The organism is Microbacterium lemovicicum, assembly GCF_003991875.1.
In the GTDB taxonomy this organism is placed as follows: domain Bacteria; phylum Actinomycetota; class Actinomycetes; order Actinomycetales; family Microbacteriaceae; genus Microbacterium; species Microbacterium lemovicicum.
The window spans coordinates 1415066-1427835 of sequence record NZ_CP031423.1 but is presented as its reverse complement, the minus strand read 5'-3'; the positions used below and the strand labels follow the sequence as shown (position 1 = coordinate 1427835).

12 protein-coding genes are annotated in these 12770 nt (G+C 71.6%); 9 read left to right on the top strand and 3 right to left on the bottom strand.

Translation table 11 applies throughout. The features are described from left to right. Positions 1–8: 8 nt before the first annotated feature. The 4 genes from CVS47_RS06635 (at position 9) to CVS47_RS06620 (ending at position 5048) form a co-directional block, all read left to right on the top strand. Positions 9–1688 carry a DUF885 domain-containing protein gene (locus CVS47_RS06635; RefSeq protein ID WP_127095397.1) on the top strand — a complete coding sequence of 560 codons (1680 nt, stop codon included), beginning with the start codon at positions 9–11 and terminating at the stop codon, positions 1686–1688. 109 nt (positions 1689–1797) lie between these two features. Further along, positions 1798–2844 carry an LLM class flavin-dependent oxidoreductase gene (locus CVS47_RS06630; protein WP_378790309.1) on the top strand — a complete coding sequence of 349 codons (1047 nt, stop codon included), beginning with the start codon at positions 1798–1800 and terminating at the stop codon, positions 2842–2844. A 29-nt stretch (positions 2845–2873) separates the two neighbouring features. After that, positions 2874–4268, top strand: a complete 1395-nt coding sequence (locus CVS47_RS06625; RefSeq protein ID WP_127095395.1) for an MFS transporter — start codon at positions 2874–2876, stop codon at positions 4266–4268. A gap of 15 nt (positions 4269–4283) precedes the next feature. Next, positions 4284–5048, top strand: coding sequence for an SGNH/GDSL hydrolase family protein (locus CVS47_RS06620; RefSeq protein ID WP_127095394.1), 765 nt, complete (start codon positions 4284–4286; stop codon positions 5046–5048). A 41-nt stretch (positions 5049–5089) separates the two neighbouring features. Here CVS47_RS06620 and CVS47_RS06615 read toward each other — a convergent pair whose 3' ends face one another. Beyond that, positions 5090–5437 carry a hypothetical protein gene (locus CVS47_RS06615; protein ID WP_127095393.1) on the bottom strand — a complete coding sequence of 116 codons (348 nt, stop codon included), beginning with the start codon at positions 5435–5437 and terminating at the stop codon, positions 5090–5092. Positions 5438–5487: 50 nt separating this feature from the next. Further along, positions 5488–5877: a nuclear transport factor 2 family protein gene (locus CVS47_RS16760; protein ID WP_164734611.1), complete on the bottom strand. Its 390-nt coding sequence runs from the start codon at positions 5875–5877 to the stop codon at positions 5488–5490. A gap of 57 nt (positions 5878–5934) precedes the next feature. Here CVS47_RS16760 and CVS47_RS06605 point away from each other — a divergent pair, with 57 nt between their 5' ends. Further along, complete coding sequence (locus CVS47_RS06605) at positions 5935–6903, top strand: alpha/beta fold hydrolase (RefSeq protein WP_127095391.1); 969 nt, start codon at positions 5935–5937, stop codon at positions 6901–6903. Between the two features lie 90 nt (positions 6904–6993). Further along, a complete protein-coding gene (locus CVS47_RS06600) occupies positions 6994–7440 on the top strand; it encodes an SRPBCC family protein (protein ID WP_127095390.1) in 447 nt (148 codons plus the stop codon). Between the two features lie 9 nt (positions 7441–7449). Here the strand turns inward: CVS47_RS06600 and CVS47_RS06595 are convergent, their stop codons facing one another. Further along, on the bottom strand, positions 7450–8676 hold the full coding sequence (locus CVS47_RS06595) for a sensor histidine kinase (protein WP_127095389.1): 1227 nt from the start codon (positions 8674–8676) through the stop codon (positions 7450–7452). A gap of 149 nt (positions 8677–8825) precedes the next feature. Here CVS47_RS06595 and CVS47_RS06590 point away from each other — a divergent pair, with 149 nt between their 5' ends. From CVS47_RS06590 to CVS47_RS06580, 3 genes are read left to right on the top strand one after another with little or no spacing between them, the layout of a single operon-like run. Next, positions 8826–9725, top strand: a complete 900-nt coding sequence (locus CVS47_RS06590; protein WP_127095388.1) for an SDR family oxidoreductase — start codon at positions 8826–8828, stop codon at positions 9723–9725. After that, positions 9722–11104: an alpha/beta fold hydrolase gene (locus CVS47_RS06585; protein ID WP_127095387.1), complete on the top strand. Its 1383-nt coding sequence runs from the start codon at positions 9722–9724 to the stop codon at positions 11102–11104. Before CVS47_RS06590 ends, CVS47_RS06585 begins: the two co-directional genes overlap by 4 nt. Next, positions 11101–12648 (top strand): GMC family oxidoreductase, encoded by a 1548-nt coding sequence (locus tag CVS47_RS06580; RefSeq protein WP_127095386.1) that lies wholly within the window; start codon positions 11101–11103, stop codon positions 12646–12648. Before CVS47_RS06585 ends, CVS47_RS06580 begins: the two co-directional genes overlap by 4 nt. Positions 12649–12770: the final 122 nt, after the last annotated feature.

Sequence of the window (12770 nt, the reverse complement as noted above, 5' to 3'; positions counted from 1 at the left end):
CTCGACGTATGACGGATGCATCACGCACACCCACCCCGGTCGACACGATCGCCGACGCGTGGGTCGACACCTTGGCCGAGCTCGCGCCCACCCTGGCGACCTACATCGGGCGCAACGAGCACAACGACCGCTTCGGCGATTACTCCCCGCAGGGAGCCGACCGGATGGCGGAGGCCGCGCGCCGCACGCTGACCGCGCTCGAGGCCGCCGACCCGGTCGATGAGATCGACCGCGTCACGCAGGAGGACCTGAGCCGCGAGCTGCGCCTCGATCTCGCCGTGCACGAGGCCGGCTGGCACCTGCGGGACGTGAATGTCATCGCCTCTCCGGCCCAGGACATCCGGGCGGTCTTCGACCTCATGCCCACCGACACCTCCGACGACTGGAAGGTCATCTCCACCCGTCTCTCGACGCTGCCCGACGCCGTGGACGGCTACATCGCGACGCTGCGCGAAGGCATCTCCCGCGGTGTCGTCCCCGCGCGCCGCCAGGTGACGGAGGTGGCCACCCAGATCGGCCGTTACACCGCCGACACCGGATTCTTCGCCGAGTTCGCCGGCGGCGCCGCTCCGTCGGAGGGCCAGCTGCCGGCATCCCTCGCCCGCGAGCTCTCCGACAACACCAACGCCGCCCGCGTCGCCTACGACCGCCTCGCCGGCTTCCTCCAGAGCGAGCTGGCGCCCGCCGCGGGGCAGGAGGACGCGGTCGGCCGCGAGAACTACGCCCTGCAGTCGCAGCGCTTCCTCGGGGCCGTCATCGACCTCGACGAGACGTACGAGTGGGGTGTCGAGGAACTCGCGCGCATGGTCGCTGAGCAGGAGTCGATCGCCGACGAGATCAAGGCCGGCGCCTCCGTCGAGGAGGCCGTCGCGTTCCTCGAGTCCGACCCGGCGCGACGCCTCCACGGCACCGAGGCGCTGCAGGAGTGGATGCAGCGCACGAGCGACCGCGCCATCGAGGAGCTCGGCCGCACGCACTTCGACATCCCCGAGCCGATCCGTCGCCTCGAGTGCATGATCGCGCCCACCCAGGAGGGCGGGATCTACTACACCGGCCCGACCGACGACTTCTCTCGGCCCGGTCGCATGTGGTGGTCCGTGCCCGAAGGCGTGACCGAGTTCGACGCCTGGCGCGAGCTCACCACCGTCTATCACGAGGGCGTTCCCGGCCACCACCTGCAGATCGCGCAGGCCGTCTACAACCGCGGGGAGCTCAACTCGTGGCGTCGGCTGCTGGCCGGCACGTCCGGCCACGCCGAGGGGTGGGCCCTCTACGCCGAGCGCCTGATGGAGCAGCTCGGCTTCCTCGACGACCCCGCCGACCGGCTGGGCATGCTCGACGGCCAGCGCATGCGCGCGGCGCGCGTCGTGCTGGACATCGGGGTGCACCTGAAGAAGCCGCGCCCCGACGGCCAGGGCACGTGGGACGCCGACTACGCCTTGGAGTTCATGCGCCGCAACGTGAACATGTCCGACGAGTTCGTGCGCTTCGAGGTCAACCGCTACCTCGGCTGGCCCGGACAGGCGCCGTCGTACAAGGTCGGACAGCGCATCTGGGAGCAGGCGCGCGACGACTACGCGGCGGCGAAGGGTGACGCCTTCTCGATCAAGGAGTTCCACAAGAAGGCGCTCGATATCGGAGGCGTCGGCCTCGACACCCTCCGCACCGCGCTCGAGCGCGCGGTCTGACCGGTTCCCGGGGCGGTTCGCACCCGCCCCGGGAATAGCCGCGCTCCACGCGCGTTTGTATGCATGCGCATAGACACGCCTCGTCGGGAGGCGTCGCGCCGAGGAGAGAATGATGACCGAGCACGATGCGTCCGTGGTGGAGCTGGGCCTGGACACCTTCGGAGACGTGACCGTGGATGCCACGGGCACCCGCGTGAGCGACGCGCAGACCGTGCGCAATGTGGTGGCGCAGGCGGTGCGCGCCGACGAGGTGGGTGTGGACTTCTTCGGCGTGGGGGAGCACCACCGCAAGGAGTTCGCGATCTCGAGCCCCGAGGTGGTGCTGGCAGCCATCGCCGCACGGACGGAGCGGCTCAAGGTCGGAACGTCGGTGACGGTGCTGTCGTCGGATGATCCCGTGCGCCTGTTCGAGCGCTTCGCGACACTCGACGCGCTCTCCGAGGGGCGCGCCGAGGTCACCCTCGGACGCGGGTCTTTCATCGAGTCCTTCCCGCTCTTCGGCTACGACCTGCGCGACTACGAGGCGCTGTTCGAGGAGAAGCTCGACCTGTTCACGAAGCTCCTCGACGAGGAGCCGATCACCTGGAGCGGCACGACGCGGGCATCGCTCGACGCGGCCGACGTGTATCCGAAGACGGGGTCGCGCCTGAAGGCCTGGGTCGGCGTCGGCGGATCTCCCGAGTCCGTCGTCCGCACCGCGCGGCACGGCCTGGGTCTGCTTCTCGCCATCATCGGCGGCCCGGCGGAGCGGTTCCGTCCGTACGTCGACCTCTTCCACCGGTCCGTCGACAGCTTCGGCCACGACACCCTCCCCATCGGCGTCCACTCGCCGGGACACATCGCCGAGACCGACCAGCAGGCCTGGGACGAGGCGTACGCCGGCTTCGAGGCGATGAACAACACCATCGGCCGCGAGCGCGGGTGGCCTCCCTACAGCCGGATGCGCTTCCAGCACGACGTCGGACCCGAGGGGGCCATCTACTCCGGGTCGCCCGAGACCGTCGCGCGCAAGATCGCGCACACGGTGCAGCTGCTGGGCCTGGACCGCTTCGACCTCAAGTTCTCGACGGGAACGCTGTCGCACGAGCACATGATGCGGTCGATCGAGCTGTACGGCACGAAGGTCATCCCGCTCGTGCGCGACATGCTGGCCTGACCAGGCGCGGCGGCGCCTACGATGACCACATGACGGATGCCGCGCCCGCGACCGTGACGGACGATTCGCCGGCCGACCGGCTCGACCGGCTTCCCCTGAACCGGAAGCACCTCAGGGTGCTCACCGGCTCGGGGCTCGGCTGGGCGCTGGACGCCATGGACGTCGGGCTGATCTCGTTCATCATCGCGGCCCTCGCCGTGCAGTGGCAGCTGGCGCCCGGCCAGACCGCGTGGATCGCCTCCGTGGGATTCCTCGGCATGGCGATCGGAGCCACCCTCGGCGGGCTGCTGGCCGACCGCTTCGGACGCCGGCAGGTGTTCGCCCTCACCCTCATCGTCTACGGCGTCGCGACGGGGGCGAGCGCCCTCGTCGGCGGACTCGCGCTCCTGCTCGTCTTCCGCTTCTTCGTCGGGCTCGGTCTCGGCGCCGAGCTGCCGGTCGCCTCCACCTATGTCAGCGAGTTCGCACCGGCGCGCATCCGCGGGCGGCTCATCGTCATCCTCGAGGCGTTCTGGGCCATCGGGTGGACCGCAGCCGCCCTCATCGGCTACCTCGTCATCCCCGGCTCCGCCGACGGCTGGCGCTGGGCCTTCGCGCTCGGCGCCATCCCGGCCGTCTACGCGCTCGTCGTCCGCTGGGGCCTCCCCGAATCCGCGCGGTGGCTCGCCGGACGCGGGCGGACCGATGAGGCCGACGCCGTGGTGCGCTCCTTCGAGGCCGCAGCACCGGTGGGCGGACGTCCGGCAGGCGCCGCGGTCGAACCCGTGCCGGAGCGGACACCGCGCGCCGCGGCATCCGTCGCGCCCGTGGTCGCGCCGACCACCCGCGAGCGCCTCGCGGCCCTGTGGTCCGCCGAGTTCCGCGCGCGGACGGGCAGCCTCTGGCTCGTCTGGTTCTGCGTCAACTTCTCGTACTACGGGGCGTTCATCTGGATCCCGACGATCCTCGTGTCGCAGGGGTACGACCTGGTCCGCTCGTTCGGTTTCACGCTGATCATCACGCTCGCCCAGCTGCCCGGCTACGCCGTGGCCGCGTGGCTCATCGAGGTGTGGGGCCGTCGGCTGACCCTGTCGGTCTTCCTCGCGGGATCGGCGGTCGCGGCCGTCCTCTTCGGTACGGCCGGCTCCGAGGCCATGATCATCGGCACCGGCATGGCGCTGTCGTTCTTCAACCTCGGCGCCTGGGGCGCGCTGTACGCCGTGACCCCCGAGATGTACCCGACCTCCCTGCGGGCGACGGGGTCGGGCTGGGCCGCCGGCGTCGGGCGTCTCGCGTCCATCGCGGCGCCCCTCACCGTGCCGCCCCTGCTGGCCTTCGGCGGCGCACCCGTGCTGTTCGTGGTGTTCGCCGCGTTCTTCGCCGTCGCCGCGCTCGCCGCCTGGGGACTCGCCGACCGACGAGGTGCCGCGCTCGACGACCGCTGAGCCTAGGCTGGGCCGGTGCCCTCCGTCCGCTTCGTCGCCATCGGCGACTCCTTCACCGAGGGCGTCGGCGACGACCTGCCCGACGGCCACGTGCGCGGGTGGGCGGATCTCGTCGCCGAGGGGTGGGCGGCATCATCCGGCGCCTCCATCGAGTACGCGAATCTCGCCATCCGCGGCCGCCTCGTCTGGCCGATCGTCGAGCAGCAGCTCGAGCCGGCGCTCGCCCTGCGCCCGACGCACCTGTCGTTCAACGGCGGAGGCAACGACATCCTCCGTCCCCGGGCGTCGGTGACGCGGATCGTCGACGCGTTCTCGCACGTGCTGCGGCGGTGCGACGAGGAAGGCGTGGCGCTGATCCTGCTGTCGGGCGCCAACCCGTCCGCCCAGCTGCCGCTCGGACGCGTCTTCCAGCGACGCGGCGACCTCCTCAGCGCGGCCGTCGAGCAGCGGATAGCGGACAGGCCGGATGTCGTCCGAGCGTACAACTGGCCCGACACGGAACTCTCACGCCCCGCGTACTGGTCCGAGGACCGGCTGCACATGAACGCCCGCGGCCACCATCGCGTGGCTGCGCGGGTGCTGGAGGCGCTCGGACAGCAGCCCGCGCCCGAGTGGTGGTCGCTGCCCGAGACGCCCGAGCGCGCCCGTCCGGGCGGACGGGCGTACTACCGCGAGCATGTCGGCCCATGGGTGCGCCGGCGCCTCACCGGTACGTCGTCCGGGGACGGGCGGCAGGCGAAGTACGCGGAGTGGACGCGCATCGAGCCGTCGGCGCGCTGACCGGACGGCACCGCCCTCCGCGGACGGCGGCGGCAGCGCCGTCAGCCGCCGAGTCCGGGCGTTCCGAACCCGGAGGTGCCCGGCTGGTCGAACGCGCCGCCCTGACCTCGGCGGCGTCGCTCCTCGGCGATCGGCCGGGAGCCGGCGCGGCGCTGATCGCCGGCGTGGTCGTCCTGCGGCGTCCGACCGGTCCGAACGGTCCGCCACGCCCACAGCGATCCGAGGAGGCCGAAGGTCGCGCCGGTCAGCAGGCTGATGCCGACGCTGCCGGCGATGACCCACGCGAAGCCGGCGGCCAGGCAGGCCAGCGCGAGGACCAGCAGGGCTTCGAAGACATGGGCCGTCGTCCGTCCGGCGCGGCCTGGGGTGCGGCGTGTGTTCGGAGTCATCCGTCCACGCTAGGCGAGTCCGTCTGTCGTCGATAGACCTTCCCGCGCCCTCACCCGCGGGGTCGGTCCTGATCCGCGGAGCCGTCGGGAAGGTGCGTCCCCTGGTGGAACACCACCCGGGGCGACCCGTCCGCGAGGTCCCAGATGGACGAGTGACGGCTGTCGCGGCCGGCGCGCCGGATCCGGTAGGTCACCAGCACGATGCCCGGCGCCAGGTCGCGGAAGCGCCACTCATCGGTGACAGGGGTCGGGCGCGCGTCCTCCGCGGCGAGCGCCTCCACCATCTCGTCGAAGAACCGCACCCGCCCCGATCGGCCGATCTCGAGGAAGTCCGGATGCATCAGCTCCGCCGCCCTCGACGGATCCCTCCGGGCGTCCGAGCCCAGCAGCTCGATCTCCGCGGCGCGCACCGTCGCGTGGCGGGAGGTCGCGGCATCCATTCCCCCAGGGTAGGGCGCGTGTCCGGGAGGACCGGAGCGAACTGCCATCCTGGAAGGATGCCGGAAGATCGCTCGCCCATCCGCATCGACGTCGACCTCGTCGAGTGCGATGACGCAATCACGAGGGTGACGCACGTCGGCATGACCGAGCCGGGTCCGTCCCGCCCCTTCGTGCTGGTCGCCGGTCTCGGCGTGGCCTCGACCTATTTCGAGTTCCTCGCGCCGACGCTGGCACATCGCGGCGACGTCTACTCTCTAGACCTCCCCGGCTTCGGCGGCCTGCCGAAGCCGCCGGGACGCCCCGACACGGCGTTCTTCGCCGACCAGGTCGAGGCGGTGCTCGATCGCTTCGATCTCGAGAACCCCGTGCTGCTCGGGCACTCGATGGGCACGCAGGTCGTCGTCGAGGTGCTGCGACGCCGCCCCCGCATCAGCCACGCCATCCTCGTCGGACCGGTCGTCGACGACCAGGAGCCCGGGGCGCTGATCCAGGCCGTCCGCTTCGCGCAGTCCTCTGTGCACGAGTCGGTGCATCTGGCCATGACGGCCCTCGCCGCGTACCTCCTCTGCGGCACGGGATACTTCCTGCGCACCCTTCCGGCGATGCTGCGCTTCCGCATGCGCGAAGAGATCGCCCCGGTCACGGCGAAGGTGCTGCTCGTCCGCGGCGAGTTCGACCACTCGTCACCGCGACGCTTCCACTCGCGGATCGTCGCGGCGGCGCAGGACGCGTGGCGCTGGGAGATCGAAGGAGCCGCCCACGCGGTCATCAACGGCCACGCGATCGGCGTCGCACGGCTGGCTGTCCGCCACCTCGACGGCACGCTTCCGCGGAAAGGGCGCATGCCCGAGGCCGAGGCCGTCCTTCCCCCCGCCCGCCATGCCGACGTGCGCATGGTGCTCGCCGCGGTGGGCGCGCGGGTGCGCGAATGGGTCAGCGCGCTCCGCCATGATCGGCGGGGCGTCGAGGCCTCCAAACGCCTGCACGCCCGCATCCTGTGGGAGGCGTACGACCCTGATCGGTGAGCGCGCGTGCACGACGGGCGACGGGGCGCCACCGGTTGCATCCCCGACCGCGCCTGTGATCAGATCGCACGACCGCGCCGAAGGAGCCCGATGTTCACCGTCATTGAAACCGCCACGATCGACCACCCCGTCGACGAGGTGTTCGCTTTCGTGAGCGACGGCGCCAACCGACCGCTCTGGGACCCGTCGGTCATTTCCGAGGAGCTGCTCTCGCCGCCGCCGATCGGCGTCGGCAGCCGCCTGCGGTCGCGGATGACGGCGGTCGGACGCGAGGTGGAGTTCGAGTTCCGCGTGACGGACTTCGAGGCGCCGCGCCGCATGCGGATCACCAGCGTGTCGGGTCCGCTGCCCACCACGGTCACCTTCGACCTGACACCCGACGGCGAGCGCACGCGTCTCGCGGCCCGCATCGACGGCGAGCCGGCGGGCATGATGCGCTTCGTCGAGCCGATGATCGAGCAGGGCGTGCGCAGCAATCTCTCCGCCGGCGTCGCACGCATCCAGGCTCTTCTCGAGGCCCGCACCGCACGCGGCTGACCGGCTCGATCAGGCGCTGACCGGAAGGTCGTCCGGCGTGGGCGCCGCGGACGGCGACGACGCCCATGCCGGGTCCGGCAGGACCACCCAGATCGATGCGCCGCCGAACGGCGAGTCGTCGATTCCGATCAGTCCGCCGTGCGCCTCCACGATGCGACGACAGGTGGACAGCCCGATCCCCGCGCCGTCCACCTCCGTCGCGCCTCCACGCTCGAACAGCTCAAAGACGCTCTCACGTTCGGCCACGGCGACACCCGGACCGTTGTCGTCGACGGTGATGCGCCAGCCCCCCGAGATGTCCACGGCGCTCACGTGCACGACCGGCGCCCTGCCGCCGGCTGCGCTGAACTTGATGGCGTTGAACACGAGGTTCTGCAACAGCACGACGAGGAGCGTCTCGTCTGCCCGCACCTGCACGGCCGCGTCGATGGTCAGCCGGGTCGGCGTGGTTCGGAGCGTCGCATCGAGGTCTTCCACGACCGTGCGCAGGACCGCTTCCAGGTCGACGAGCGTGCGGCGAGGATCGGCGCCGATACGGGCGAAGTCCAGGAGCTCCCCGATCATCGTCTCCATGCGAGCGGCGGCGGACTCGGCGCGTCCGAGGGCGTATACGGCGCGTGGTGCATCCGCGAGCTCCGGGCTTCCGGCGGCGAGCTCGATGAAGCCGAGCACCGCGGTGAGCGGATTGCGCAGGTCGTGGCTCACCTGCGAGGCGAAGTTCTGCAGCTGATCGTTCGACGCGCGCAGCGCCCGCGTCATGCGTCGCAGCTCGAGGACGTCCACGACCTGACGGGCGAGGATCACCAGCGCCGCGCTGTCCCGGGCGGACAGCTCGCGGACTTCCTCGTCGAAGACGCACAGCGTGCCGATGGGAATGCCGGACGGTGTGACGAGGGGGCTCGACGCGTAGAACCGGATGCGGGCGATGTCACCCGTCACGAAGGGATTGCTCGCGAACCGCGCATCGACGCGGGCGTCGGGCACGATGACGTGGCCGGGCTGCCGGAAGACCACGGCGCACATGGAATCCTCACGGCTGCATGTCGAAGGCTCGATGCCGACGGCCGCGATCTGGTGCTGATGCCGATCGTCGATGATGTTGATCACCGCGCTCGAGACGCCGCAGATCGCGGCGGCCAGCTGGACGAGGCCTTCCAGGTCGGGCTCGGGCGGCTCGCCGATGACCCGGTATGCGGCGATCGCATGCCGTCGCGTCGCGTCCTGCGCAGTGGCCACGCACCCATCTCCTCGCGAACGACTCTCTGCGCCCAGGATAGCCGTCGACCCCAGGGCCGCCCTGAGCCGGTCGGGGTGACGCCTTGTACTGCATCCCCCGGCGAGCGCAAGCCCCCGGCCGGATGGTTTCCGCGTTCTAGCGTGGCGGTATGCCGCAGGAGGATCAGTACAGTCTCGTCAACCCGGTGACCCGATACGACCGGGTCGAGCCGCCCATCCAGCACCAGCCCGAGCCCGGCGTGCAGGCACGCATGACTCCGGTGCCCGACCTCGGCGAGGCCACGTACCGGGGGAGCGGTCGCCTCGACGGCCGCCGCGCGCTGATCACCGGCGGCGACTCCGGCATCGGGGGAGCGGTGGCCATCGCGTTCGCCCGCGAGGGCGCCGACGTCGTCATCACCCATCTTCCGGGCGAGGAGGAGGATGCCGCGCACATCCTCTCGCTCGTCGAGGACGCCGGTCGTCGCGGCCGCGCCATCGTGGCCGACGTCTCCGACGCCGAGACGTGCCGCCGTCTGGTGGCGGACGCTGCCGACTTCCTCGGGGGACTGGACATCCTGGTCAACAACGCCGGCAAGCAGGTCGCCGTCGACCGGCTGGAGGACCTCAGCGACGAGCAGTTCGAATCGACGTTCCGCACGAACGTGTTCGCCACCTTCTGGATCACCAAGGCGGCCATGGCGCACCTCCGCGAGGGCGCCAGCATCATCAACACCGCATCGCTCGAGGCGTACAAGCCCGCGCCCGATCGCCTCGACTACGCCGCGACGAAGGCGGCGATCAACAACCTGTCGAAGGGGCTCGCCCAGCAGCTCGCGCCGCGGGGCATCCGCGTGAACGTGGTGGCGCCGGGACCCGTCTGGACGGCGCTGCAGGTGTCGGGAGGGGTCTCGGACGAGCAGATGGCCGCTTTCGACGACGAGAACACCTACCAGCGGTCGGGCCAGCCGGCCGAGCTCGCCCCGGCGTACGTGTACCTCGCGTCGGCGGAGTCCGGCTACGTGTCCGGTGCGACGCTGAACGTCAACGGCGGCATGGTCACGCCGTGACGGCGCCGGCCTGCACCGTCTTCTTCCTCCCCGGGCTCGGCCTCGACGCCGCCGCCGCTCTTCCGCTCATCGCTGAGCTCGACGCCCGCTTCCGCGTGATCGGCATCGACCTGCCCGGGCAGGGCGGGTCGGAGGACGCCGCCGACGGCTCCGTCGACGCCCAGGTCGACGTAGCCGTCGCCGTCATCGAGCGCGAGGCCGACGGCGGCCCGTGGCTGCTGTGCGCGCACAGCATGGGAGGGAAGATCGCCGCGCGCATCGCCCAGCGCGTGCGCGACGGCGAGATCGCGGCCTTCGGCCTCATGGGTCTCGTGCTGCTCGCGCCGTCGCCGCCGCGACCCGAGCCCATGCCCGATGAGAAGCGGGCCGAGATGCTCTCCTGGGTCGCCGGCGGGCCCATCTCCGAGGAGCACGCGCGCGCCTTCGTCCAGGACAACGTCGGGGCACCGCTGCCCGAGGTCTGGGAGCGCGACGTCATCGACACCGTCCGCACGATGTCGCCCCTGGCCTGGCGTCGCTGGCTCGAACAAGGGAGCGACGAGGACCTCGCAGCATCCATCGGCGTCCTCGACCTCCCGTGCGTCGTGCTCGGCGGCGACGAGGACGAGCTGCTGGGCGCCTCTGCCCAGCCGGCGCTGCTGGCAGACGTGTACCCGCGCGCCCGCTTCGTCTCGCTGCCGGGCGCCGGACACCTGCTCCCTTACGAGCGACCGGGCGCCGTCGCCGCTGCGATGTCCGACCTCTGGGAGGGGATCGAGGCCCGCCGCGCGCCCGTCCCCGCCGAATGGGGCCGGCTCATCGCCTCGCCGCGCACCACGCCGCGGGTGCGCAGCACCCTCGCCCGGCGCGCGCTCGCCGACTCTCCCGACTACGCGCCACGTGTGCTCAGCGCGACGCAGCTCGGCCTGCTGCGATCCATCGCCGACCGGCTCGTGCCGCAGCCCGACGGCGGACGGATCGACATCGCCGCCCGCGTCGACGCCGAACTCGCCGCGGGCGGAGGAGACGGGTGGCGGCCGACCGGCGCCCTCTCCGACGACGAGGCCTACCGTGAGGGCCTCGACGACCTGGCCGCAGCGTGGGACGACGATCCGGATGCCGCGCTCGAGGCCGTGCTCGCCGGCGAGGGCGTGCCCGGAGCCGCCGCGGACGGCGAGGCGCTGCGCCGCTGGTTCCAGGATGTGCGGGTCGACCTCGCACGGGAGTGGCTGATCCACCCTGCCTCGCTGGCGCGCGTCGGCTACGACGGCTTCGCGACCGGCGCGGAGGACGTCGCCTTCGCCGGCTACCGCACGCTCGCGGCCGGTGTACGCGACGACTGGGAGCCCTCCGACCTCGGGCGACCCGCAGGCCCCGACCAGACCGGAAGCGACGCATGAACCTCGACGGAATGAAGACCTACGACGACGACGAGAGCGTCGACGTCGTGGTGATCGGCACCGGTGCCGGAGGAGCCCCGCTCCTCGCCCGGCTCGCCGAGCGCGGCCTGCGCGTGGTCGCGCTGGAGGCGGGCCCGAACCACGACCCCGCCGACTCCACCCCCGATGAGATCGACGCGACGGCGATCAACTGGATGTCGAGCCGCTTCAGCGGCGGTGACGCGCCGACCGCGTTCGGCCCGAACAACAGCGGGTTCGGCGTGGGCGGCGGCACCGTGCACTGGGGGGCGTTCACGCCGCGGCCCGACGCGCGCGACCTCCGACTCCACACCGAGACCGGGCTCGGCGCCGACTGGCCGGTCGATCCCGACGAGCTCACGCGCTACCTCGTCGAGGTCGAGGCGTACATCGGCGTCTCCGGTCCGACGCCGTATCCGTGGGACCCCTCGCGCACCTACCTGTACGCGCCGCCGCAGCGCAATGCGCCCGCCGACCTCATGGCCGTCGGCACGGCCGCGCTCGGCATCCGCGCGACCGACGCTCCCGCCGCGATCATCACGCGCGACCGCGACCAGCCGCACCACGGGCTGCGCCATGCCACCACGAACGTGGGATCCATCCACCAGGGCGAGCGGCACGGCTCGAAGGCGTCCACCGCCATCACCTACCTGCCCGCCGCCGTCGCTGCGGGCGCCGAGATCCGTCCCGAGTCCGTCGCCATCGGGATCGAGCAGGACGCGCGTGGACGGGTCACCGCCGTGACCTACCGGCGCGACGGCGTCGAGCGCCGCCAGCGGTGCGATGCGCTCGTGCTCGCAGGCGGGGGAGTAGAGACGCCACGCCTGCTTCTCCACGCCGGCATCGCGAATTCCAGCGGCATGGTCGGCCGCAACTTCCTCGCCCACGGCGCGGTGCAGGTGTGGGGACGCTTCGACGAGCAGATCCGCGGGTACCGCGGTTATCCGTCCGCCCTGATCACGGAGGATTTCCTCCGGCCCTCCGACGCCGATTTCGCCGGCGGCTACCTCCTCCAGAGCCTCGGCGTGATGCCGTTCACGTACGCGACGTCGCTCGTGCGCGGCGGAGACCTGTGGGGACAGGAGCTGATGGACGAGCTGGATGCCGGCCGCTACAGCGCCGGGATCGGAATGAACGCCGAGTGCCTCCCCGCCGACGGAAACCGACTCGACCTCTCGTCCGAACTCGACGAATGGGGACTCCCCAGAGCGACCATCACCTTCTCGCCGGGCGACAACGAGAAGGCGATCGACACCCACGCCGTACGAACGATGACGAGCATCCTCGAGGCGGCCGGTGCCCGCACCACCCGCGTGCTCCCGCGCAGCGCCCACACCCTCGGTACCTGCCGGATGAGCGACGACCCGGGGGAGGGGGTCGTCGACGCCGAGGGACGCTCGCACGACATCGACAACCTCTGGATCTGCGACAACTCCACCTTCCCGAGCGCGCTCGCCGCCAATCCGGGTCTCACCCAGATGGCGCTGTCGCTGCGCACAGCGGATCGGATGCTCGCCGGTCGCTGACGACGGATGCCGGCGGCACCGCCCGCCGCCGGTGTCGAGGTGCGCTCTGCCGACCTTCGGGGTGCCCACATCTGGCGCTCAAAGCCTATATGCAATATATTGCGTATCGCAGGAGTCGCCGG